This window comes from Streptomyces durocortorensis (genome assembly GCF_031760065.1).
Taxonomy (GTDB): Bacteria; Actinomycetota; Actinomycetes; order Streptomycetales; family Streptomycetaceae; genus Streptomyces.
The window spans coordinates 6,325,279-6,348,572 of the sequence record NZ_CP134500.1 but is presented as its reverse complement, the minus strand read 5'-3'; the positions used below and the strand labels follow the sequence as shown (position 1 = coordinate 6,348,572).

Genomic DNA, 23,294 nt, shown 5'->3' with positions numbered 1-23,294 from the left:
ACCGGCAGGTGAGCCCAACCCCCCTTACGTACACACGTTTTTCAGGAAGGCACCCTCATGAGCAACAACCTCCCCAAGGTTGCGTGGATCGGTCTCGGCATCATGGGCTCCCCCATGTCGGAGAACCTGATCAAGGCCGGTTACTCCGTCACCGGATACACCCTGGAGCAGGACAAGATCGACCGGCTGGTCGCGGCCGGCGGCACCGGCGCCGCCTCGATCGCGGACGCGGTCAGGGACGCCGACGTCGTCATCACGATGGTGCCCGCTTCCCCGCAGGTCGAGGCCATCGCGTACGGCCCCGACGGCATCCTGGAGAACGCCAAGCGCGGCGCACTGCTGGTGGACATGTCCTCCATCACCCCGCAGACCTCGGTGGACCTCGCCAAGAACGCGGCCGACAAGGGCATCCGGGTCCTGGACGCGCCGGTCTCCGGCGGCGAGGCCGGTGCCATCGAGGCGGTCCTGTCCATCATGGTCGGCGGTGAGCAGGCGGACTTCGACACCGCGAAGCCCCTCCTGGAGGCGCTCGGCAAGACGATCGTGCTCTGCGGCCCGCACGGCTCCGGCCAGACGGTGAAGGCCGCCAACCAGCTGATCGTCGCCGTCAACATCCAGGCGTGCGCCGAGGCCGTGGTCTTCCTGGAGAAGTCCGGCGTGGACCTCGCCGCCGCGCTGGACGTCCTCAACGGCGGTCTGGCCGGTTCGACCGTGCTGACCCGCAAGAAGGACAACTTCCTGAAGCGGGACTTCGCCCCCGGCTTCCGGATCGACCTGCACCACAAGGACATGGGCATCGTGACCGACGCCGCCCGCAACGTCGGCGCGGCCCTGCCCGTCGGCGCGGTGGTCGCCCAGCTGGTCGCCTCGCTGCGCGCCCAGGGCGACGGCGGCCTGGACCACTCGGCGCTGCTGCGCTCGGTCGAGCGGCTGTCCGGCTCCCAGGTCTGAACGCCCCCGGCCCCGTGAAAGGGCGACCGGCCACGATCGCCGGTCCGCCCCCGGGGCCACGGCCCGCACGACGGGCCCCCACATCTCCGGGCCGCGGTGGCGCTGACACCTGTCCTGTCGCGCCCAGGCGCTGCCGCGGCCCGGAACCACAAACTTCGATTTCAACAAACTGTTGACGTTGCTTCGCGGCGAATCTACGCTCCTCAAGCCGTCAGCAGCTCGTACGAAAGGTCATCCCGCCACATGGCTAAGCGTGTGCTCACGACCGAGTCAGGCGCCCCGGTCGCCGACAACCAGAACTCCGCCACCGCCGGTGTCGGTGGACCGATCCTCCTCCAGGACCAGCACCTCCTGGAGAAGCTCGCCCGCTTCAACCGTGAGCGCATCCCGGAGCGCGTGGTCCACGCCCGCGGCTCCGGTGCGTACGGCTACTTCGAGGTCACCGACGACGTCACCGGCTTCACCCGCGCCGACTTCCTCTCCTCGGTGGGCAAACGCACCGAGACGTTCCTCCGCTTCTCCACCGTCGCCGACTCGCTCGGCGGCGCGGACGCGGTCCGCGACCCGCGCGGCTTCGCCCTCAAGTTCTACACGGACGAGGGCAATTACGACCTGGTCGGCAACAACACCCCGGTGTTCTTCATCAAGGACCCGATCAAGTTCCCCGACTTCATCCACTCGCAGAAGCGCGACCCGTTCACGGGCAAGCAGGAGCCGGACAACGTCTGGGACTTCTGGGCGCACGCCCCCGAGGCGACGCACCAGGTCACCTGGCTGATGGGCGACCGCGGCATCCCCGCCTCGTACCGTCACATGAACGGCTACGGCTCGCACACCTACCAGTGGACGAACGCCGAGGGCGAGGCCTTCTTCGTCAAGTACCACTTCAAGACGAACCAGGGTGTGCGGTCCCTCTCCGGCGAGCAGGCCGCCGAGCTCGTCGGCAAGGACGCCAACTCGCACCAGACGGACCTGCTCCAGGCCATCGAGCGGGGCGTGAACCCGTCCTGGACGCTGTACGTCCAGGTGATGCCCGCCGCCGAGGCCGCGGACTACCGGTTCAACCCGTTCGATCTCACCAAGGTGTGGCCGCACAGCGACTACCCGCTCCAGCGGGTCGGCCGCCTGGTCCTGGACCGCAACCCGGACAACGTGTTCGCGGAGGTCGAGCAGGCCGCGTTCTCCCCGAACAACTTCGTGCCCGGCATCGGCCCGTCCCCGGACAAGATGCTCCAGGGCCGGCTGTTCGCCTACGCGGACGCGCACCGGTACCGCCTGGGCGTCAACCACACCCAGCTGCCGGTGAACGCCCCCAAGGCGACGCAGGCCGACAACTACGGCCGCGACGGGCTGCACGCGACCCGCAACGGCTCGCGCCACGACAAGAACTACGAGCCCAACTCGTACTCCGGTCCGGCGCAGACCGACGCGGCGCTCGCCGCCCCGCTCGCGATCCACGGCTGGACGGGCACGTACGAGACGGCCGCCCACGCCAAGGACGACGACTTCTTCCAGGCGGGCGAGCTCTACCGGCTCATGTCCGAGGACGAGAAGGGCCGCCTGGTCGCGAACATCGCCGGAGGCCTCTCTCAGGTCACCCGCGACGACGTGATCGAGAAGAACCTCGCCCACTTCCACGCCGCCGACGCCGACTACGGCAAGCGCGTGGAGGAGGCCGTCCGCGCCCTGCGCGAGGACTAGCCCGCACCTGGGCCCATGGACCCTGCCCGTACCGCGCACCCGGATGAGGGGTGCCGCGCGGCACGGGCAGGACGACGAGGCCGCGGCGGCTGTGCGATGCCAGTGCGGTGGTGAAGGCCCGGGGGCCGTCTCCTGACCTGAAGGAGACGCCTCCCCGGGGCGATCGCCGCCGCCGCGGTCCCTGTCACCCGGCGACACCTCTGTCGCTCCCTGAACGAGGGCGCGGAGTACGGATACGGTCCCGTACTCCGCGCCCTTTCGCGTGCGCGGGCACGATCCAGGCCCGGGCCCGGCAATCGAGCCCGTCCGGCGTTTGAAGGACGGAACCGTCGCGTCGGTGGACCCGCACCATCTCAGCCTGTCCGACGTTCGAGGACGGCCCCTGGAGTGGGTGGTCCCGTATCCCACGGGCAGGGGTGTCCACCACGTTCCTCACGCGGGAAGCGGCGCCCACCATGCCAAGGGTCCCGTCCTCGAACGCCGGACAGGCCGCCGGAGTGGCACACGCCGGACGGGCCGGAGTGGCGCACCCCGCAAGGGCGGAGGCCGGGCACGGCGGAGGGCCCCCGCCTCGGAGACTCGCTCCGGGGCGGGGGCCCTCTCGTCGGGTGACGGGTGCGTCAGGAGACCGTCAGGGGGCGAATCGCGGTGGGCGCGTGGGACGGGTCCGTCGCGATGTCCTCGAACTCGTTGACCGACGCGATGTCACTGCCGCTCATCGCGATGTTCGTGACGCGCTCCAGGATCGCCTCGACGACCACCGGCACCCGGAACTCCGCGGCCAGCTTCTTCGCCTCCTCGAAGGCGGGCAGCAGCTGGTCCGGCTCGGTGACCCGGATCGCCTTGCAGCCGAGGCCCTCGACGACCTTGACGTGGTCGACGCCGTAGACGCCCAGCTCCGGGGAGTTGAGGTTCTCGAACTCCAGGTTGACCTGGAAGTCGATGTCGAAGTTGCGCTGGGCCTGGCGGATGAGCCCCAGGTAGGAGTTGTTCACCAGGACGTGGACGTACGGGATGCGGTGCTGCGCGCCGACGGCCAGCTCCTCCAGCATGAACTGGAAGTCGTAGTCGCCGGAGAGGGCGACGACCGTGCCCTCCGGGTCCGCGGTGGCGACGCCCAGGGCGGCCGGGATCGTCCAGCCGAGGGGGCCCGCCTGGCCGCAGTTGATCCAGTGGCGCGGCTTGTAGACGTGGAGCATCTGCGCGCCGGCGATCTGGGAGAGGCCGATGGTGGTGACGTAACGGGTCTCGGGGCCGAACGCCCGGTTCATCTCCTCGTACACGCGCTGCGGCTTGAGCGGCACGTTGTCGAAGTGGGTGCGGCGCTGGAGGGTCGCCTTGCGCTCCTGCGTGGAGGCGGCCCAGGCCGAGCGGTCCTTCAGCCTGCCCGCGGCCTTCAGCTCGCGCGCCACCTCGACGAAGAGCTCCAGCGCGGCCTTGGCGTCGGAGGCGATACCGAGGTCGGGGGCGAAGATCTTGCCGATCTGGGTGGGCTCGATGTCGACGTGGACGAAGGTGCGGCCCTGGGTGTAGACGTCCAGCTTGCCGGTGTGGCGGTTGGCCCAGCGGTTGCCGATGCCGAGGACGAAGTCGGACTCCAGGAAGTTCGCGTTGCCGTAGCGGTGCGAGGTCTGGAGGCCCACCATGCCGGCGTTCAGCTCGTGGTCGTCGGGCAGGATGCCCCAGCCCATCAGGGTCGGGATGACGGGGACGCCGGTCAGCTCGGCGAACTCGACCAGGAGCTCGGAGGCGTCGGCGTTGATGATGCCGCCGCCCGCGACGAGCACCGGGCGCTCCGAGGCGTTCAGCAGCTCGACGGCCCGCTCGACCTGCTTGCGGGACGCGGCCGGCTTGTGCACCGGGAGGGGCTCGTAGAGCTCGGGGTCGAACTCGATCTCGGTGAGCTGGACGTCGATCGGCAGGTCGATGAGGACCGGTCCGGGACGGCCGGTGCGCATCAGGTGGAAGGCCTGCTGGAAGACGCCGGGGACCTGCGCGGCCTCCAGGACGGTGGTGGCCGCCTTGGTGACCGGCTTGGCGATCGAGGCGATGTCGACGGCCTGGAAGTCCTCCTTGTGCAGGACGGCCGTCGGGGCCTGGCCGGTGATGCACAGGATCGGGATGGAGTCGGCGATGGCGGAGTACAGACCGGTGATCATGTCGGTGCCCGCCGGGCCCGACGTACCGATGCAGACGCCGATGTTGCCAGCCTTGGCCCGGGTGTAGCCCTCCGCCATGTGGGAGGCGCCCTCGACGTGCCGGGCCAGCGTGTGCTGCACCCCGCCGGAGGCCTTGAGGGCCGCGTAGAAGGGGTTGATCGCCGCACCCGGCACACCGAACGCGTTGCTGACGCCTTCACGCTTGAGGATCTCAACTGCCGCTCGGGCAGCGGTCATACGAGGCATTGAGTGCTCCTGCTCGGGATTGGTGGAGTCGGGCTCTGTCGCGCCACCTGAGAGCACCAATTCCGTATTACGGAAACTTAGTTCTGCGATATGGAAGCAATCTAGAACCTGGGGCGATCGCCGTCAAGGGCGTACAGCGCCGCTCGCCCGTACGGAGTGCGCCAATCCCCTCCCCAGAGCCTCGCCCCTGATGGACGATGGCGTGACGAGGGAGGCACGGAGCGCAGTCGGCCGCGCAGCCGTGCCGGAGGGAGACGATCGTGGAGTCCGTGCCGGTACGGTGCCCGGTCTGCAGCCGGGACCACGCCTACAGCACACCGGCCTACCCGTGCCCGTGCGGGGCGCCCACCACCCCGCCGCTGCTGCCCGGCGCACCGGCGGTCCAGGTCACCCACCGCAGCTGGAACGACGCGTGGGTCACCGTCCGCTGCACGTCCTGCGGCCGGGAGGACCAGTGGCCCCAGCCGGAGCTGTGCTGCCCGTGCGGGACCGTGCTGCGGATTCCGGTGCGCCCGGTGGCCGCCGCCCCGGCCCCGGACTCACCGGTCTCCCCCGCCCATATCCCGCTGCCCCGCACCGCCGCGCACCCGCGCCCGACGTTCCGGCCGATGACGATCCGTACGGGCCACGACGCGGTGAGCGCGGCCGGGCTCTATCTGACCTGGCTGGGCTACCGCGACGTGGGCCGTCCCGGGGCGGGCCCCGCCTCCGGGATCGACCTGCGGGCCGACGGGCTGATCGCCCAGGTGGACTCCAGCACCCGCCCGGCCACGCTGCGCGCGGTCGAGTGCCTCTGGCTCAACGCCCTGGGCGCTTCCGTGACCGGGGTGTTCTTCTCCCTCGCGGGGTACGCGGCCGACGCCCGGGCCCGTGCGGACGGCGTCGGACTCCCGCTCTTCGTCATCGACCTCACGGGGACCCCGCAACCGGTCAACAGTCCGGCGCACGAGCTGGTCAGCACCGGAGCCTGAGCGGCGGTCCGGGCTCCGCCCCCCGAGGTTCTCCCGGAGGGCGAATCCGGCCACGGCGTACCGGTCCGCCGTCCGGCGCGGCACACTGAGTGCATGCGTATCCGCTCCGCCAGACGCTCCGATCTCCCGCTTCTCCAGGACATCGAGCGCGCCGCAGGGGAACCGTTCCGCACCCTGGGCATGGCCTTCGTGGCCGACGACGACCCGCCCCCGCTCGACCTGCTGGAGAACTACCGGCTCGCAGGCCGCTGCTGGGTGGCCACCGACCCCCTCTCCGCCACCGGCGACCGGCCGCTCGGCTATGTGCTCGCCGACCCCGTCGACGGCGCCCTGCACATCGAACAGGTCTCGGTCGACCCGGCCGCCGCCCGCCGTGGCATCGGCCGCGCCCTCATCGACCGGCTCGCCGCCCTCGCGGTGGGACGCGGGATGAAGGCGCTCACCCTGACCACCTTCACCGACGTGCCGTGGAACGCCCCCTACTACACCCGGATCGGCTTCCGGGTCCTGACCGAGGACGAACTCACCGACGGGCTGCGGGCCATCCGCACCGAGGAGGCCCAGCACGGCCTGGACCGCTGGCCCCGGGTCTGCATGCGACGCGATCTGGTGCCGGCCGCCCGGCCCCCGGAGGCCTCGCCCACCATGGCGGTCGGCGGCGGCGCATGAGCTGAGCGCCGGGGCTCAGTCCGCGTACGACTCGCGCAGCTCGATCTTGCGGACCTTGCCGCTCACCGTCATCGGGAAGGCCTCCAGAATCCGCAGCCTGCGCGGGATCTTGTAGTGGGCGAGCCGTTCCCGGCAGTGCGCGGTGAGCTCCTCCAGGGTCGGCGGGTCGGCCGGGTCGCGGGGAATCACGCAGGCCAGGATCTCCTCCCCGTAGTGCTCGTCCGGCACGCCGACCACCTGGACGTCGGAGATCTTCGGGTGACCGTGCAGGAACTCCTCGATCTCCCGGGGGTAGACGTTCTCGCCGCCCCGGATGATCATGTCCTTGATCCGCCCGACGACCTGGACGTAGCCGTCGTCGCGCATGACCGCGAGGTCCCCGGTGTGCATCCAGCGGCCCGCGTCGATCACCTCGGCGGTGCGGTCGGGCTGGTCCCAGTAGCCGAGCATCACGCTGTAGCCCCGGGTGCACAGCTCGCCGGCGGAGCCGCGCGGCAGGGTGATCCCGGTGGCCGGGTCCACGATCTTGACCTCGATGTGCGGCAGCGCCCGGCCGACCGTGCCCGTACGGCGTTCCAGGTCGTCGTCGCGGCGGGTCTGGGTGGAGACGGGGGACGTCTCCGTCATCCCGTAGCAGATGGACACCTCGGCCATGTGCATCTCCGCGACGACCCGCTTCATCACCTCGACCGGGCAGGGGGAACCGGCCATGATGCCGGTGCGCAGCGAGGAGAGGTCGTACGCGGCGAAGTCCGGCAGGTTCAGTTCGGCGATGAACATGGTGGGGACGCCGTACAGCGAGGTGCAGCGCTCCTGCTGGACGGCGGCGAGCACGGCGGCCGGTTCGAAGGACGGGCCTGGGATCACGATGCACGCGCCGTGCGAGGTGATGCCGAGATTGCCCATGACCATGCCGAAGCAGTGGTAGAAGGGCACCGGCAGACAGACCCGGTCGGCCTCGGTGTACGCGACCGTCTCCCCGACGAAGTAGCCGTTGTTGAGGATGTTGTGGTGGGAGAGCGTGGCACCCTTGGGGAAGCCGGTGGTGCCCGAGGTGTACTGGATGTTGATCGGGTCGTCGCAGGACAGGGCGGCCTCGCGGGCGGCCAGTTGCTCCCGGGTGACGGCGGGGGCGGCGGCGGTCAGCTCGGACCAGGACGGGTCGCCGATGTAGTGGACGGCTCGCAGGGACGGGCAGTCGGCGCGGACCTCGTCGACCAGGGCTCGGTAGTCGCTGGTGCGGTGCGCGAGGGAGGCGACCAGCAGGGAGATGCCCGCCTGCTTCAGGACGAACGCCAGCTCGTGGGCGCGGTAGGCCGGGTTGATGGTGACCATGACGGCCCCGATGCGGGCGGTGGCGTACTGGACGAGCACCCACTCGGGGCAGTTGACCGCCCAGATGCCGACCCGGTCGCCCTTCTCCACGCCGGACGCCATCAGGGCACGGGCCAGCTCGTCGACGTCCGCGCCGAATTCCGTGTACGTCCAGCGGCGGCCGGAGACCACGTCCACCAGGGCCTCGCGGTCGCCGTGGGCGGCGATCGTCCGGTCCAGGTCGCGGCCGACGGTGTCACCGAGCAGGGCGGTGGTGCCGGTGCCGTGCGCGTAGGACAGGCGGCTCCCGCGCGTCAGCTCGCTCACTTGAAGTCCCCCTCGTCGAACTCGGTGCCGTCACCGGCGGCGGTGCGTTCGCGGAGTTCGATGCGGCGGATCTTGCCCGAGACGGTCTTGGGCAGCTCAGCGAACTCCAGCCTGCGGATGCGTTTGTACGGGGCGAGGACCGCCCGGGAGTGCTCGAAGAGCGCCTTCGCGGCGTCCGGGCCGGGCTCCCAGCCCTCCGCCAGCACGACGTACGCCTTCGGTACGGCCAGCCGGAGCGGGTCGGGGGCGGGGACGACCGCGGCCTCGGCGACCGCCTCGTGCTCCAGGAGGGCGCTCTCCAGCTCGAACGGCGAGATCTTGTAGTCGGAGGCCTTGAAGACGTCGTCGGCGCGGCCCACGTACGTGATGTAGCCGTCGTCGTCGCGGGCGCCGATGTCGCCCGTGCGGTAGTAGCCGCCCGCCATCGTCTCGGCCGTGCGGTCCGGGTCGCCGTGGTAGCCGGTCATCAGGCCGACGGGCCGGTCGGCCAGGTCGAGGGCGATCTCCCCCTCCGCCGCCCCGGGCCGTCCCGTCACCGGGTCGAGCAGCTCCACGGTGAAGCCGGGGCTGGGGCGGCCCATGGAACCGGTCTTGAGGTGCTGGCCGGGGGTGTTGGCGACCTGGACGGCGGTCTCCGTCTGACCGAAGCCGTCCCGGATGGTGACCCCCCACTCCCGCCGGACCGTCTCGATCACCTCGGGGTTCAGCGGCTCCCCCGCCGCGACGGCCTCGCGCGGCGGGACGTCCAGCCGGGACAGGTCGGCCTGGATGAGCATCCGCCAGACGGTCGGCGGAGCACAGAAGCTGGTGACGCCCGCGCGGTCCATCTCGGCCATCAGACGGGAGGCGTCGAAGCGGGTGTAGTTGACGATGAAGACGGTGGCCTCGGCGGTCCACGGGGCGAAGAGGTTCGACCAGGCGTGCTTGGCCCAGCCGGGCGACGAGATGTTCAGGTGGACGTCCCCGGGGCGGAGGCCGATCCAGTACATCGTCGACAAGTGGCCTACGGGGTAGGACACATGGGTGTGCTCGACGAGCTTTGGGCGGGCGGTCGTGCCGGAGGTGAAGTAGAGCATCAGCGGCTCGTCGGCGTCCGTCCCGCGATCGGGCGTGAAGCCCGCGGGCGCCTTCGCCGCTTCCCCGTACGGCAGCCAGCCCGGAACCTCCTCACCCACCGCGATCCGGGTGTACTCCCCCGGCACTTGGTCGAACTTCGCGGTGTCCGCGTCCCGTACGAGCACATGGCGGACCCGGCCGCGCTGCACCCGGTCGCGCAGATCGGCGGGGCCGAGCAGCGGGGTGGCGGGGATGACGACGGCGCGCAGCTTCATCGCGGCGAGCGCGCTCTCCCACAGCTCGACCTGGTTGCCGAGCATCACGAGGATGCGGTCGCCCTCCCGGACCCCTTGTTCCGTCAGCCAGTTGGCGGTCCGGTCGGAGCGCTCGGACATCGCCGCGAAGGACACCTCGGTACGCCGGCCGTCCTCCTCGACGATGTGCAGGGCGGTGCGGTCGTTGTTCTCAGCGATGACGTCGAACCAGTCCAGCGCCCAGTTGAAGCGGTCGGTCTGGGGCCAGCGGAAGCCCGCGTACGCCGTTTCGTAGTCCTCGCGGTGCTCCAGCAGGAAGTCCCGGGCGGCCCGGAACGTCTCCGTCGCGTTCGTCGCCGACATGTGCCCTCCTCGTTGCGGACCCGACCGGTCGCCTAACATCATGTAAAAAGTGACCCAGGTCTCACCACCCCCGAACGGGGGGGTCCCTCCCCGGCCCGGGAGGGGCACGGGCCGGGCGGAGGGGCGTCGGAGTGCCGGAACCGGTCGATGCGGTCGAGATGCAGGCGGCGCTGCTCAGGCTGCGCCGCACGAGCGGGCTTCCCGTGGTGTTCGGCGGCCTGCTGTCCGACGCCCGCCACGCGCGGATCGCCGAGCTGAACGGGGCGCAGACCAGTGCGCTGCGAGGCCTGGTCGTCTCCGCCGGGAGCGGTCTGGGCGGCAAGGCCATCGCGCTGTCCCGCCCCTGCGCGGTGACGGACTATCCCTCCTCGCGCCACATCAGCCACGAGTACGACACGGCGGTGGCGGCGGAGGGGCTGCGCTCGGTGGTCGCGGTGCCCGTCGTCGTACGGAGAAGGGTGCGGGGCGTGCTGTACGGGGCGCTGCGCACCCCGGTGGCACTCGGGGACCGGACGTTCGACGCGGCGGTGGCTGCGGCCCGCGATGTGGAGCAGGCGCTCGTCGTACGGGACGAGGCACGGCAGCTGCTGGCCGCCTCCCGGGAGCGGGTGACCGATCCGGACCGGGCGCCGGGGGCCTGGGAGGACGTGCGCGAGGCCCACCGCGAACTGCGCGCCCTGGCCCCGAGGATCGTCGACCCGGATCTGCGCGAGGAGCTGCTGGAGGTCTGCGGGCGGCTGGCCACGGCGTCGGGAGCGCGGGTTCCGGCCTCCCGCGAAGTGCGGCTGGCTCCACGCGAGGTGGACGTGGTGGCGTGTGTGGCGGCGGGGGCGACGAACGCGGCGGCCGCCGAACGGCTGGGGCTGCGCCCCGAGACGGTGAAGGGTTATCTGCGGTCCGCCATGCGGAAGTTGGGGGCGCAGACGCGGCTGGAGGCGGTAGTGGCTGCACGGCGGGCGGGGCTGCTGCCCTGACGTGCGGTCTGCGTAGGCTGCTGAATCGGCCCGCGATCCGTGACGACGTGCGGTCTGCGTCGGCTGCCGACTCGGCCCGCGATCCGTGACGACGTGCGGTCCGTGGGCCCTCAGCCGTCGCCGAAGTCCAGGAATGTGCCGAAGCGGACGTCGTACGCCGTCGCGTCCGTCATCACCGCCAGCATCCGTGCCGCCTCCTCCGTGATCTCCGCACGCTCGGCGCGGGACGGCCTCCGGAGCGGCTGGACGGTGAGGGTCGCGGTGCCGCCGGTGGGTTCGACGCGCCAGACCGCCTCGAAGAAGCCGTCGATCAGGACGGTCCCGAACGACTGGTTGCCCACCCAGTTGCGGCCCTTGTTGGCCTGCGGGACGACCCTGGTGCGGTCGGCGTGGCCCAGGAGGACGTTGTCGAACTCGGGCAGGAAGCGCGGCGGGGCCGGGGTGTCCGGGTCCGGGCGCGGGGCGTCGGGGAGGTCGAACAGCTCGACGCCCCGCTCGTCCCGGAAGGTGAGCAGCCGGGGCCGCAGCCGCTCGAAGACCTCCTTCGTCCGGGTCAGCCCCGCCCAGGCCTGGAAGTCCTTCACCGAGGCGGGTCCGAACGCCGCCAGGTAGCGCAGGACGGTGGCGTCCGGCGCGGGCGCGGGTCCGGCGGGCCTGCCGAGCCAGTGCTCCAGGGTGGTCAGGGCGACCTGTCCGCCGCGCCCCCACAGCCCGCGCGGGGTGACCTGGACCAGCGGCAGCAGACAACGGGCGGCCGCGGTGAGCGCGAGGGGGTCCGCGTCCGGCCAGCGCGTGAGCAGCTCCTCGCGCAACTCCTTGACCGGGCGCGGACGCTCCTCGACCAGCTCCACGGTCACCGCCGCGAGCCGGTCCAGGTCCACCCCGTCCAGGCCGCGCCGGAAGTTCTTCAACTCCCGCTCACGCGCCGGCTGCACGAGGGGGCGCAGGGTCAGCGCGTCGTCGGCCGTATGGGTGTGGAGGGTGGAGCGCAGGCTGACGATCCGGACCACCTCACGGGACTCCATCAGGGCGGACAGCTCCTCGGGGTCGAAGTCCGCGAGCCGGGCGTACAGCTGGAAGTACGGCGGCTTGGTGTTCTGGGCCTGGAGTCCGACGAGATGGGCGACCGCGTCCTTCGCGGGCATGGCGGACCGGCGCAGCAGGAGCTGCCGGTCCAGGGTCGCCCGGTTCAGCGCCCGGTCGGAGAGGACGACGGGGTGAGCGGGAGTTCGGTGTGCGGGGGTGCGGGGAGCGGGGGTGCGGGGCGTCTTCGCGGCCATGGTCCGCACGCTACCGGGCCTTGCGGACACCTACGGTCCGCAAGGCGGGGCCCGGTGGCCGTTACGCCCACCGGACCCGTGCGCCGTGCGCCCCGGGACGGCCGACTCCATGATGGGCCGGGTGATCAGTGTTCTGTTCGCCGTCCTGACCGCCCTCAGCAATGGTTCCGCCTCGGTGCTCCAGCGCCGGGCGGCGATGGAGGTGCCCGACAGCGAGGCGATGCGGCTCTCGCTGATCGGTCGTCTGGTGCGGCAGAAGGTGTGGCTGGCCGGGATCGGACTGGTGATCGTGGCGGCGGTCTGCCAGGCGGTCGCGCTGGCCACCGGGCCGATCGCGGTGGTCCAGCCGATCTTCGTGATCGAGCTGCCCCTGACCCTGCTGATCGCCGGGCTGGTGATGCGGGTGCGGGCGGACCGGACCGTCTGGTACGGGGTCGCGGCGGTCACGGTGGGCCTGGCGCTCGGCATGGTGTCGGCCGCGCCGGTCGAGGGCAGCGACACGGTCGGGGGCGCCGACTGGATTCCGGCGCTGCTGCTGACCGGGCTGTTCGAGGCGGGGCTGATCGTCGCCGCGCTCAGGACGCGCGGCAACCCCCGGGCAGCGCTGCTGGGGCTGGCCGCCGCCTGCGGCTATGCGCTGACGGCGGCGCTGATGAAGGACGCGATGGCGCACCTGGACGACGGCGGGGCCCTCGCGCTGCTGTCGTCCTGGCAGCTGTACGCCACGGCGGCGGCCGGGGTGGGCGCCCTCTTCCTGCTGCAGAACGCGCTTCAGGCGGGCAGTCTGGTGGCCGTTCAGCCGATGCTGACGCTGGGGGACGCGCTGATCAGCATCCTGTACGGGGTGACGCTGTTCGACGAGGAGCTGCGGACCGGCTGGTGGCTGCTGCCCGAGCTGGTCGCGCTGGCCCTCATCGCCACCGGCTGCGTGCGTCTGGCCCGTACCCCGCTGGCCAGGGGCACGCTGGCACCGCCGCCCCCGGCCCCCCGAACGCGGTAGGCGTCCCCGGGGCGTGGTCGTACTGGCCGGCGCAGACGTGTCTCCCGGCGGGGCCGTCCGTGCCGGTTCGTATGCGCGTCCTGCGTGGCCGTCCGGTTCCTGTGCGGCCGGACGACCTCTTGTCGCCGCCGAGGCTCAGGAGGCCGCTGCCGGGGGAGTGCCGTCTCCGAAGGGGCGGCCGCCGAGCTCTTCGCGGTGGTGCGGGGTGGTCCAGCCGGAGAGGTCGGGGCCGAGGGGGACGATGCCGGTGGGGTTGATGCCGGTGTGGACCTCGTAGTAGTGGCGCTTGATGTGGTCGAAGTCCACCGTGTCGCCGAACCCGGGGGTCTGGTAGAGGTCGCGGACGTACGCCCACAGGACGGGTTCCTCGGCCAGCTTGTTCCGGTTGCACTTGAAGTGCCCGTGGTAGACGGCGTCGAAGCGGACCAGGGTGGTGAAGAGCCGGATGTCGGCCTCGGTGATGGTGTCGCCGACGAGGTAGCGGCGGTCCGCGAGCCGGGCGGAAACCTGGTCGAGGCGGGCGAAGAGGGCCTCGTACACCTCTTCGTACTCCTGCTGGCCGCTGGCGAACCCGGCCTTGTAGACGCCGTTGTTGATGTCCCGGTAGATGCCTTCCATGACCTCGTCGATCTCCGCGCGCAGCGGCTCGGGGTAGAGGTCGGGGGCGCCGGGGCGGTGCAGGGCGGTCCACTCGGTGGCGAGGTCGAGGGTGAGCTGCTGGTAGTCGTTGGTGACCAGCTTCCCGCTCGGTACGTCGACGATGGCGGGCACGCTGACGCCGCCGGGGTGGTCGCGCTCCCGGGCGTCGTACGCCTCGCTGAGATGGCGGATGCCGAGGACCGGGTCCTTGCCGCCCGGGTCCAGGGTGAAGCGCCAGCTGCGGTCGTCCTGAATGGGGTCGGCGACGGCGAGGGAGAGGGCGTCCTCCAGGCCGAGGAGCCGCCGGGAGACCAGGGCGCGGCTCGCCCAGGGGCAGGCCCGGCTGACGACGAGCCGGTAGCGGCCTGCCTGGACGGGCCAGCCGTCGCGGCCGTCGGCGGTGATCCGGTCCGCGAAGTGGCTCCGGGACCGCTTGAACGGCTTGTGGCCGTAGGAGGCGTTGCCGTCGCTGTCTGCGCGGCCTGTTCCCGCACTGTCCGCTGCCGTGTCGCTCATGCCGCGCTCCTCGATGCGTCGGTGGGTGTGCGTGCTGTGCTTCGTCTGTCCCGCCGGTCCGCCCCCACCTCGGCCAGGGCCACGATCAGTGCGGCGAGCACGAAGGCGACCGAGACGATGAGCCCGTGGTCGTACGCGTCGGCCCAGCCGTCCGGGCCGACCTGGGCGAAGAACACCGCGCCGACGGCGGCGATCCCGATCGCGGAGCCGACCCGCTGGCCGGTCTGGAGGGTGCCCCCGGCGCTTCCGGCGTGGTGGACCGGCACCTCGGCCAGGGTCAGGGTCTGGTTCGGGGCGATGACCAGTCCGCTGCCGAGTCCGGCGAGCAGCAGCGGGGCGGCCATGGCCCAGCCCGCTCCGCTGCCGGGGACCCGGTGGACGGCGAGGGCGGTGCCCGCGAGGCCGAGCGCGACCATGGCGAGGCCCGCCACCACGAGGGGGCGGCCGAAGCGCCCGACGAGCCGGCCGCCGACGGCCGCGGCGACGCCGGAGCCCAGGGCGAAGGGGGTGATGGCGAGACCGGCCAGGAGAGCGGAGTAGCCCAGACCGGACTGGAGGTAGAGGGTCGTGACGAAGAAGATCGAGGTGAACCCGGCGAAGTAGAGCAGGATCAGCAGGCACCCCAGCCAGTAGGAGCGCAGCCGGAACAGCGACAGGTCCAGCACCGGCGTGGTCCGGCGGCCCCCGCACCGCGACTCCCAGGCGACGAACGCGGCGAGCAGGACAGCGGCCAGGACGAGCAGGAGCCACTTGCCGTTGCCGGACCACTGCTGGGCCTGGACGAACGGGAGCAGCAGGGCCAGCACCCCGGCCCCGAGAAGCACCACGCCGACCGGGTCCAGGTCGCGCGGCCGCACCCGCCGCGCCGAGGGCGTGTCCGGGAGGAGGCGCCTGGCGAGCAGCAGGCAGAGGACGCCGAGCGGGAGGTTGACGTAGAACACCCATCGCCAGCCGTGCTCTGGGCCCGCCAGCTGGATGAGCAGGCCGCCCAGCAGCGGGCCCACGGCGGTGGAGATCCCGACGACGGTGCCGAACATGCCGAACGCGCGGCCGCGCTCTCGCCCGGAGAACATCTGTTGGATCAGGGCGGAGATCTGAGGGGAGATCAGCCCGCCCGCGATGCCCTGCACCAGCCGGGCGATCACCAGCCACAGGCTGGACTGGGCGGCTCCGCAGGCGACGGACGCCAGGGTGAACAGGGCGAGGCCCGCCATGAAGACCGCCCGGCGGCCGCGCGCGTCGCCGAGGCGTCCGGCGGGGATGAGGAAGAGGCCGAAGGCGAGGGCGTACCCGGAGAGCACCCACTGGAGGGCGGACTCGGAGGTGTTCAGGCTTTCCCGGATGGAAGGAAGCGCCACGTTGACGATGGAGACGTCCAGCAGCGTCATGAAGCCCGCGACCAGGCAGACCGCGAGCGCCTGCCAGCGCCGGGGGTCGGGGCCGTCGGCGTCGTGGCCGCCGGAGTCGGCGCCGCGCCCGGTCGGCCCGGGATGCGCCGCGCTCCGTGCCATGGTTCGCACCTTAGGTGCCGCGCCCCCCAACGGCCCCCTCCGCCACGCGCGTTAATAGACAGGAAAGTTTCCCAACACTGTTGACGTCAATTGGAAGGAAGCTTTACTTTCAGTTCTGCCGACATGGCGCCTCCCACCCCCCTCCGAAGGGAGCACCACCATGCACCAGCGCACCAATCCCCCCACCGAGCCCACCCCCACGGCCGGTCGCCGCCGGTTCGCCCGCAAGGCCCTGCTCGCCGCGTCCGCGCTCGGTGTGGTCACCGCACTCATGGCTCCCGTCCGGGCGGGCGCGGCCCCGGCCCCCGCACCGGCCCCGGTCTCCCCCACCGCCGCCACCCCGCTCGCGGCCAACGGTCAGCTCGCCGTCTGCGGCGTGCGGCTCTGCAACTCCTCCGGCCGGGCGATCGCCCTCAACGGGATGAGCACGCACGGCACCCAGTGGTACGCCCAGTGCGTCACCGGCGGCTCGCTCGACGCCCTGGCCCGGGACTGGCGCGCCGACGTGCTGCGCGTCTCCACCTACGTGCAGGAGGGCGGTTACGAGACCGACCCGGCCGGATTCACCGCCCGTGCGCAGAAGTTCGTCGACGCGGCGCACGCGCGCGGTATGTACGCGGTGATCGACTGGCACATGCTCTCCCCGGGCGACCCGAACGCGAACCTGGGCAAGGCGAAGACGTTCTTCAGGGCGATGGCGAAGAAGTACCGGAACCACCCGGGCGTGCTCTACGAGATCGCCAACGAGCCCTCGGGGGTGAGCTGGTCGGCCATCAAGTCCTACGCCGAGCAGATCATCCCGGTGATCCGGGCCGAGGACCCCGATGCGGTCGTGCTGGTCGGGACGCGCGCCTGGTCCTCGTTCGGGGTGTCCGAGGGCTCCAACGAGTCGGAGGTCGTGAACAACCCCGTCAACGCCTCGAACATCATGTACACCTTCCACTTCTACGCCGCCTCGCACCGCGAGGCGTACCTCAGCACGCTCGACCGGGCCTCCGACAAACTCCCCGTATTCGTCACGGAGTTCGGGACGCAGAACTACTCGGGCGAGGGCGCCAACGACTTCGCCATGTCTCAGCGCTACCTCGACCTGATGAAGCGCAAGAAGATCTCCTGGACCAACTGGAACTACTCCGACGACCACCGCTCCGGTGCCGTCTTCAAGACCGGCACGTGCAGCGGGAGCAACTGGACGGGCACCGGGGTCCTGAAGGAGGCCGGGGTCTGGATCCGCGACCGCATCCGCAACTGACCCCGGCCCGTCCAGCCCTGTGCCGCCGGTCCGAACGGCGGCACAGGGATCGGATCGTGCGGGGAGGCTCCTCGGCGGAGCCCCGGGCCGGAGCCTGTCCGGCCCGGGGCTCCGTCGGCGCGCCGACGGAGCACACGCGCTTCAGGTCGACACGACCTCGCGTCGCCAGGTGTGCGGATCGTCGCGCGGCGCGCAACGCAACCGGAACGGCGTAAGCCGGTCGAAGTGTCGACCGGAGGGCGGACGGCCGCCCCAGAGGGGCGCTTTGCCCGGACATTGCCGCATATGACAGGCGCATGGCAGGCGTGCGACGAGCTCCCGTGGGGTTCTCGCGAGGCCCGGCAGCCGGTTCTCCATACGGGCGACGCCGGGAATTAACCGATGATGCCTTGTCATGCCCCGTTCTACGCGCATAGTTTTTGGCTCTTACCACCAAGCTGAGGGGCACCTCCCGTGCAGATATACAGATCCGGTTCCGTTCTGCTGACCGGCGCCGTCGCCGCCGCGCTCGCGGTGACCGCCCTGCCCGCCGCCCAGGCGGCCCCGTCCGCCACCGCCGTCATCTCCGAGGTGTACGGCGGCGGGGGCAACTCCGGCGCGACGCTGACCCGGGACTTCGTCGAGCTGGCCAATGCCGGCTCCGCGCCCTTCGAGGTCGGCGGCCTCAGCGTCCAGTACCTGCCGGGCAGCCCGTCGGCCGGCTCGCGGTGGCAGGTCTCCGAGCTGTCCGGGTCGATCGCGCCCGGTGGCCGCTACCTGGTCGCCCAGGCCAAGGGCAACGGCGGAACGGTCGCGCTGCCCACCGCCGACGCCACCGGCACGATCGCCATGGCGGCGGGCAGCGGCACCGTCGCCCTGGTCTCCGGGACGGCCCCGCTCACCTGCAAGTCGGCGGCGGACTGCGCGGCGGACACCCGGATCGTCGATCTGGTCGGTTACGGTTCCGCGGTCGTCCGGGAGGGCAGCGGCCCGGTCCCCGGCGCCTCGGCCACCGCGTCCGTCGCGCGGGCCGCCTCGCTCGCCGACACCGACGACAACGCCGCCGATCTCACCGCGGGAACCCCGACGCCGGTCAACACGAAGGGCGAGACGTCCGGCGGCGGGCAGGAGCCCGAGGAGCCCGGCCCCACCGAGCCCGGCGACGTGAGGATTCACGACATCCAGGGCACCACCCGCCTCTCCCCGCTCGACGGCACGATGGTGGACGGGGTCCCGGGCGTCGTCACCGGCGTACGGAGCAGCGGCTCTCGCGGCTTCTGGATCCAGGACACCGCGCCCGACAACGACCCGCGCACCAGCGAGGGCCTGTTCGTCTACACGGGCTCCACCGCACCGTCCGTGGCGGTCGGGGACTCCGTCCTGGTCAGTGGCAAGGTCGGCGAGTACCGCCCCGGAAGCAGCACCCAGTCGATCACCCAGCTCACCGCGCCCCGCACCACCGTGCTGTCGTCCGGCAACGCGCTGCCCGACCCGGTCGTGCTCAACGCCCGTTCGGTGCCCGGCCGTTACGTGCCGTCTGCGGACGGCGGGACGATCGACGCGCTGACCCTGGACCCGTCCCGGTACGCCCTGGACCTGTACGAGGCGCTGGAGGGCTCCCGGGTCGAGATCGCCGACACCCGGGTGACCGGGGCGACGACCGCGTACGACGAGATCTGGGTGACCGTGAAGCCCTGGGAGAACCGCAACCGGCGCGGCGGCACGGTCTACGCCTCGTACGAGGACCAGAACACCGGCCGGCTCAAGGTGATGTCGCTGGACCCGGCGCGTCCGGTGCCGACCGCGAACGTCGGTGACGTGCTGAAGGGCCGCACCACCGGAGTCCTCGACTACGCCTCGTACGGCGGCTACAACGTGCAGGCCACCGAGATGGGCACGCTCGTCGACAAGAAGCTGCGGCGCGAGGTGACCCGCAAGCAGAGGTGGAACGAGCTCGCCGTGGCCACGTACAACGTGGAGAACCTCGACGCCCTGGACGACCAGGACAAGTTCGACACCCTGGCCGAGGGCGTCGCGGTCAACCTCTCCTCCCCCGACATCGTCTCGCTGGAGGAGATCCAGGACGACAACGGCCCCGTGAACGACGGCACGACGGGCTCCGAGGCCACGCTGAAGCGGTTCACGGACGCGATCGTCGCGCAGGGCGGGCCGCGCTACGAATGGCGCTACATCGCCCCCGAGAACAACAAGGACGGCGGTCAGCCCGGCGGCAACATCCGTAACGTCTTCCTGTTCAACCCGAAGCGGGTCTCCTTCACCGACCGGCCGGGCGGGGACGCCACCACCGCGGTGCGGGCCGTGGACACGTGGTGGGGCGTGAAGCTCTCCGCGTCCCCGGGGCGGATCAACCCGACGAGCCCGGCGTGGAACAACAGCCGCAAGCCTCTGGTGGGCGAGTTCGTCTTCCGGGGCAGGCCGGTCTTCGTCATCGGCAACCACTTCGCGTCCAAGGGCGGCGACCAGCCGCTGCACGGCCGCTACCAGGAGCCGACACGGCCCTCGGAGACGGACCGGATCCAGCAGGCCGCCGAGGTCAACGCCTTCGCCGCCGACCTGCTGAAGGCGGACAGGTCCGCGAAGGTCATCACGCTCGGGGACATCAACGACTTCGAGTTCTCCCCGACGATGAAGACGCTGACCAAGGGCGGAGTCCTCAAGCCCCTGATCACGACGCTGCCCGCCTCGGAGCGGTACAGCTATGTCTACGACGGCAACTCGCAGACGCTGGACCACATCCTGACGAGCCCCGGCATCCGGCGCTTCGACTACGACGTGGTGCACATCAACGCCGAGTTCGCCGACCAGGCGAGCGACCACGACCCGCAGGTGGTGCGGATCAAGGTCGGCGGGTTCTGGCACTGAGGCACTGCCCCGGCGCGCGGACCGGCCGCTATGAGGTCCGCCCGCCCGGGGCGCTGTCAGGTCCGGCCCGCCGGGGTCTCCCTCAGGTCCGCCCCACCGGGGTGCCCGCCTGGCGCGGCAGGGCGACCGCACCGGTCACCGGCTCCCGCTCGGTGAGGAACCGGGAGACCAGCGCGGCCACCTCGCCGGCCCGCTCCAGGACCACCCAGTGGTCGGACTCCTCGATCGTCAGGAACCGGCTGCCCTCGATCGTCGCGGCGAACTCCCGCTGCCGCGCGGGCGACGTCACCGTGTCGTGCTCTCCGGCGAAGACCAGCGCCGGTACGCCGGTGAGCCCGCCGGAGAAGTCGGGCCGGTCGCCCAGCGCCCGGTGCAGGGAGTCCGCCGCGTGCGGGGAGTGGGCGAGCGCGTGCAGGAACGAGCGCCGGACATAGCGTCGGGCCAGTTCCCTGCGGTGTACGGGCCGTTCGGGGTCGAGGCACATCAGCGCGTCGGCCGCGAGCGCCGCGAACCCCTCGCGGTCACCGCCCGCCAGCAGCTCCCGCGCCCGCTCCCAGCGGTCCACCTGGGCCTCGTCGATGTGCACCGGGACGCCGCCGAGGGCGAGCCGGGCCACCCGCTCCGGATGGTGCTGGGCGAACCCGAAGGCGATGGCGGTGCCGTAGGAGAAGCCGAAGAGGTTGATCCGGGGTGCGCCGAGGTCGTCAGCGATCCGCAGGACGGCCCGGCGCAGGAGGCCGGCGCTCGGACCGGGCGGAAGGGGGTCGGCGGTGCCCATGCCGGGCAGGTCGGCGGTGACCACGTCGGTGGCCGGGCCCAGGTGGTCGTCCATCTGGGGCCAGCCGAACATGCCCTGGAGCGCGCCGCCGAGAATGAGCGTGGGTGCGGTGGCCGGGGCCGCCCCGCCGCCGCTGTCGTACGGCAGGACGCGGTAGCCGTAGCGCACTCCGTCGACCGACAGCGTCCGGATGATCTCCTTGGGCATGTACTCCTGCGTTCCCTTCCGGTCAGGCCCTGGTGAGGACGAGTGCCGCGTTGTGGCCGCCGAAGCCGAGCGAGGTCTTGACGGCGCAGTCGAAGGAGGCGCTGCGGGCCTCCTTGGCCACCACGTCGACCGGGATCGCCGGGTCGGGCGCGTCCAGGTTGACGGTGGGCGGGATGCGTTGGTGCTGGAGGGCGAGAACGGCGAGCGCGGTCTCGATGCCGCCCGCCGCGCCGAGGGTGTGCCCGGTCATGGCCTTGGTGGAGGTGACGAGCGGGCTCTCGCCGAGTACCCGGCGGAGCATGGTCGCCTCGATCAGGTCGTTGGAGACCGTCGAGGTGCCGTGCGCGTTGACGTGCCCGACGTCGGACGGGGAGAGGCCCGCGTCGGCCAGGGCGCTGCGCAGGGCGCGTTCAATGCCGAGGCCGTCCGGGTCGGGGGCGACCGCGGAGTGGGCGTCGCTGGAAGCGCCGTAACCGCCCACGTGGGCACGGACGGTGGCGCCCCTGGCGCGGGCGTGGTCGGGGTGCTCCAGGACGAGCAGCCCGGCGCCCTCGCCGACGACGAAGCCGTCGCGGTGGGTGTCGAAGGGGCGGCAGGCGGCCTCGGGGTCCTCGCGGCGGGTGGAGACGGCCTTGAGGCGGCAGGCGCTGGCGATCAGGAGGCGGGTGCAGGTGGATTCGGCGCCGCCCGCGATGACGATGTCGCAGGCGCCGGAGCGGAGCATCTGGTGGGCGGTGCCGATGGCGACGGTGCCGGATGAGCAGGCGGTGGAGACGGCCTGGCTGGGTCCGTGGAGGCCGAGGTCCAGACTGACGCTGCTGGCCGCGCCGTTGACGACGCTGAGGGGGGCGAGCTTCGGGGAGACCCGGCGGGGGCCGCGGTCGGCGAGGGCGGCGCTCTGCTCGTCGTAGAAGGGCAGCCCGCCGTGGGCGGAACCGATGACGACGCCGACCCGGCCGCTGTCCCAGACGGACGGGTCGAGCCCGGCGTCCGCGACGGCCTCGCGGGCGGCGATGACGGCGAGTTGGGCGAAACGGTCCATCAGCCGCTGGGCGGCGACCCCGAGCGCGGCCCCCGGGTCGCAGTCGGTGACGGAGTAGAAGAAGTCGCAGGGCAGTTCGGCCAGTTCGGGCCGGGGTCCCACGTTCGGCGCGAGGCCCTCGGTGACGCCGCGCCAGGCGGCGTCCGCGCCCGTACCGGCCGCGGTGACCAGGCCGACCCCGGTGACGGCCGCGGCGTACGGGGCGGGTGCCGGGCGGCGGTAGGCCCGGGCGGCGGCGCTCACGCGGCGACCTTGACGTGGACGGCCTCGATGAGCCGTCCGACGGTGTCGCGGGAGGTGAGCGCGACGTCCTCCAGGTCCACGTCCAGCCGGTCCTCGATGAGCAGCCGCAGCTCCTCCAGGGCGAGGGAGTCCAGCCGCAGCCGGTGCAGCGGGACATCGGGGCGGATGGCCTCGGGGTCGGTTCCGAACTTCGTCACCAGCAGGGTGCTGATCTCTTCCGAAGTGCTCATTCGGCTCTCCTGGGCTCGGTGACGCGGTGACGCCGGCCGCGTGTGAGGGGAGGTGGGGGGAGGGGCCATCGGGGGACGCCGGCTGCTCCGGAAGGACCCTTTATACGCCTTCGCGGACGGGTTCCCGGTCCGCGTTCCCCCGTGCGGAGGGCGGTCAGTCCAGGTGTGCGAATCCCCCGCTGCGGGGGTGGGCGGGTGCCAGGATGGTGCGCAGCCCGTACGGGAGAGCGAGAGAGAGAAGGAGCAAACCGGATGACGACGGAGCAGGACGGACGCGGCGAGGTCGTGCTCAACCCCACCGAGTGGGTCGCCCGGCAGGCCGAGCTGTACGAGTCCTCCGGCGGCACGAAGGGCACCACGCAGCTCGGTGTGCCCTGCCTGCTGCTGGACTACGTGGGCCGGCGCAGCGGGCTCGTCCGGCGCACGGTGCTGATCTACGGGCGGGACGGCGAGGACTACTTGATCGTGGCGTCCAACGGCGGCTCGGCACGGCCGCCGCAGTGGTATCTGAACCTCCTGGCGAATCCCGAGGTCGAACTCCGGGTGGAGACCGAGCGGTTCGGGGCGATCGCGGCGACCCTGCCGGCGGAGGAGAAGGCGCGGGTGTGGCCGGGTCTGGTGGAGCTGTTCCCGCGCTACGCCCAGTATCAGGCGGCCACCGAGCGGGACATCCCCGTCGTCCGGCTGACACGGCGCTGAGGGAGGCCGCCGGGGGCGGGCCCCGACAGCCCCGGTCCGGCAGCACTGAT

General features: G+C 71.9%; 18 protein-coding genes. 9 read left to right on the top strand and 9 right to left on the bottom strand.

Annotation, left to right across the window (positions count from 1 at the left end; genetic code table 11):
• Nucleotides 1-57 precede the first annotated feature (57 nt).
• The gene (locus tag RI138_RS28000) at nucleotides 58-951 is read left to right on the top strand and encodes a 2-hydroxy-3-oxopropionate reductase (protein ID WP_096625455.1); all 894 of its coding nucleotides are present in this window, start codon (nucleotides 58-60) and stop codon (nucleotides 949-951) included.
• A 243-nt stretch (nucleotides 952-1,194) separates the two neighbouring features.
• Nucleotides 1,195-2,652 carry a catalase gene (locus RI138_RS27995; RefSeq protein ID WP_311122116.1) on the top strand — a complete coding sequence of 486 codons (1,458 nt, stop codon included), beginning with the start codon at nucleotides 1,195-1,197 and terminating at the stop codon, nucleotides 2,650-2,652.
• A 620-nt stretch (nucleotides 2,653-3,272) separates the two neighbouring features.
• On the opposite strand, the gene gcl is transcribed toward RI138_RS27995, so the two are convergent.
• Complete coding sequence (gcl, locus tag RI138_RS27990) at nucleotides 3,273-5,057, bottom strand: glyoxylate carboligase (RefSeq protein WP_096625459.1); 1,785 nt, start codon at nucleotides 5,055-5,057, stop codon at nucleotides 3,273-3,275.
• Nucleotides 5,058-5,317: 260 nt separating this feature from the next.
• On the opposite strand from gcl, the gene RI138_RS27985 reads away from it, so the two are divergent.
• Entirely contained in the window at nucleotides 5,318-6,028 is a 711-nt protein-coding gene (locus RI138_RS27985; protein WP_311122115.1) for a hypothetical protein, read from the top strand.
• A gap of 93 nt (nucleotides 6,029-6,121) precedes the next feature.
• Nucleotides 6,122-6,697 (top strand): GNAT family N-acetyltransferase, encoded by a 576-nt coding sequence (locus RI138_RS27980; protein WP_096625532.1) that lies wholly within the window; start codon nucleotides 6,122-6,124, stop codon nucleotides 6,695-6,697.
• A gap of 15 nt (nucleotides 6,698-6,712) precedes the next feature.
• On the opposite strand, the gene RI138_RS27975 is transcribed toward RI138_RS27980, so the two are convergent.
• Together RI138_RS27975 and RI138_RS27970 are read right to left on the bottom strand one after the other, a co-directional pair.
• Entirely contained in the window at nucleotides 6,713-8,338 is a 1,626-nt protein-coding gene (locus RI138_RS27975; RefSeq protein ID WP_311122114.1) for an AMP-binding protein, read from the bottom strand.
• The gene (locus RI138_RS27970; RefSeq protein ID WP_311122113.1) at nucleotides 8,335-10,011 is read right to left on the bottom strand and encodes an AMP-binding protein; all 1,677 of its coding nucleotides are present in this window, start codon (nucleotides 10,009-10,011) and stop codon (nucleotides 8,335-8,337) included. The genes RI138_RS27975 and RI138_RS27970 overlap by 4 nt, the downstream gene beginning before the upstream one ends.
• Before the next feature lie 131 nt (nucleotides 10,012-10,142).
• Between RI138_RS27970 and RI138_RS27965 the strand changes: the two genes are divergently transcribed.
• A complete protein-coding gene (locus RI138_RS27965) occupies nucleotides 10,143-10,985 on the top strand; it encodes a response regulator transcription factor (protein ID WP_096625465.1) in 843 nt (280 codons plus the stop codon).
• Between the two features lie 110 nt (nucleotides 10,986-11,095).
• Here the strand turns inward: RI138_RS27965 and RI138_RS27960 are convergent, their stop codons facing one another.
• Entirely contained in the window at nucleotides 11,096-12,265 is a 1,170-nt protein-coding gene (locus tag RI138_RS27960) for a winged helix DNA-binding domain-containing protein (RefSeq protein ID WP_311122112.1), read from the bottom strand.
• Between the two features lie 121 nt (nucleotides 12,266-12,386).
• Between RI138_RS27960 and RI138_RS27955 the strand changes: the two genes are divergently transcribed.
• Nucleotides 12,387-13,265, top strand: a complete 879-nt coding sequence (locus RI138_RS27955) for a DMT family transporter (RefSeq protein WP_311122111.1) — start codon at nucleotides 12,387-12,389, stop codon at nucleotides 13,263-13,265.
• A 135-nt stretch (nucleotides 13,266-13,400) separates the two neighbouring features.
• Here RI138_RS27955 and RI138_RS27950 read toward each other — a convergent pair whose 3' ends face one another.
• Together RI138_RS27950 and RI138_RS27945 are read right to left on the bottom strand one after the other, a co-directional pair.
• Nucleotides 13,401-14,420, bottom strand: coding sequence for a glutathione S-transferase family protein (locus tag RI138_RS27950; RefSeq protein ID WP_311122110.1), 1,020 nt, complete (start codon nucleotides 14,418-14,420; stop codon nucleotides 13,401-13,403).
• On the bottom strand, nucleotides 14,417-15,931 hold the full coding sequence (locus tag RI138_RS27945) for an MFS transporter (RefSeq protein WP_311122109.1): 1,515 nt from the start codon (nucleotides 15,929-15,931) through the stop codon (nucleotides 14,417-14,419). The genes RI138_RS27950 and RI138_RS27945 overlap by 4 nt, the downstream gene beginning before the upstream one ends.
• A 160-nt stretch (nucleotides 15,932-16,091) precedes the next feature.
• Here RI138_RS27945 and RI138_RS27940 point away from each other — a divergent pair, with 160 nt between their 5' ends.
• The gene (locus RI138_RS27940) at nucleotides 16,092-17,183 is read left to right on the top strand and encodes a glycoside hydrolase family 5 protein (protein WP_311122108.1); all 1,092 of its coding nucleotides are present in this window, start codon (nucleotides 16,092-16,094) and stop codon (nucleotides 17,181-17,183) included.
• 453 nt (nucleotides 17,184-17,636) lie between these two features.
• Complete coding sequence (locus tag RI138_RS27935; RefSeq protein WP_311122107.1) at nucleotides 17,637-20,045, top strand: endonuclease/exonuclease/phosphatase family protein; 2,409 nt, start codon at nucleotides 17,637-17,639, stop codon at nucleotides 20,043-20,045.
• Between the two features lie 82 nt (nucleotides 20,046-20,127).
• On the opposite strand, the gene RI138_RS27930 is transcribed toward RI138_RS27935, so the two are convergent.
• Genes RI138_RS27930 through RI138_RS27920 form a run of 3 tightly spaced genes read right to left on the bottom strand, consistent with a single transcriptional unit; the run spans nucleotide 20,128 to nucleotide 22,545 of the window.
• Nucleotides 20,128-21,030 (bottom strand): alpha/beta fold hydrolase, encoded by a 903-nt coding sequence (locus RI138_RS27930; protein ID WP_311122106.1) that lies wholly within the window; start codon nucleotides 21,028-21,030, stop codon nucleotides 20,128-20,130.
• A 22-nt stretch (nucleotides 21,031-21,052) separates the two neighbouring features.
• Complete coding sequence (locus RI138_RS27925; protein ID WP_311122105.1) at nucleotides 21,053-22,315, bottom strand: beta-ketoacyl-[acyl-carrier-protein] synthase family protein; 1,263 nt, start codon at nucleotides 22,313-22,315, stop codon at nucleotides 21,053-21,055.
• On the bottom strand, nucleotides 22,312-22,545 hold the full coding sequence (locus RI138_RS27920; RefSeq protein ID WP_311122104.1) for an acyl carrier protein: 234 nt from the start codon (nucleotides 22,543-22,545) through the stop codon (nucleotides 22,312-22,314). The genes RI138_RS27925 and RI138_RS27920 overlap by 4 nt, the downstream gene beginning before the upstream one ends.
• 252 nt (nucleotides 22,546-22,797) lie before the next feature.
• On the opposite strand from RI138_RS27920, the gene RI138_RS27915 reads away from it, so the two are divergent.
• The gene (locus RI138_RS27915) at nucleotides 22,798-23,244 is read left to right on the top strand and encodes a nitroreductase family deazaflavin-dependent oxidoreductase (protein WP_096625482.1); all 447 of its coding nucleotides are present in this window, start codon (nucleotides 22,798-22,800) and stop codon (nucleotides 23,242-23,244) included.
• Nucleotides 23,245-23,294 lie beyond the last annotated feature (50 nt).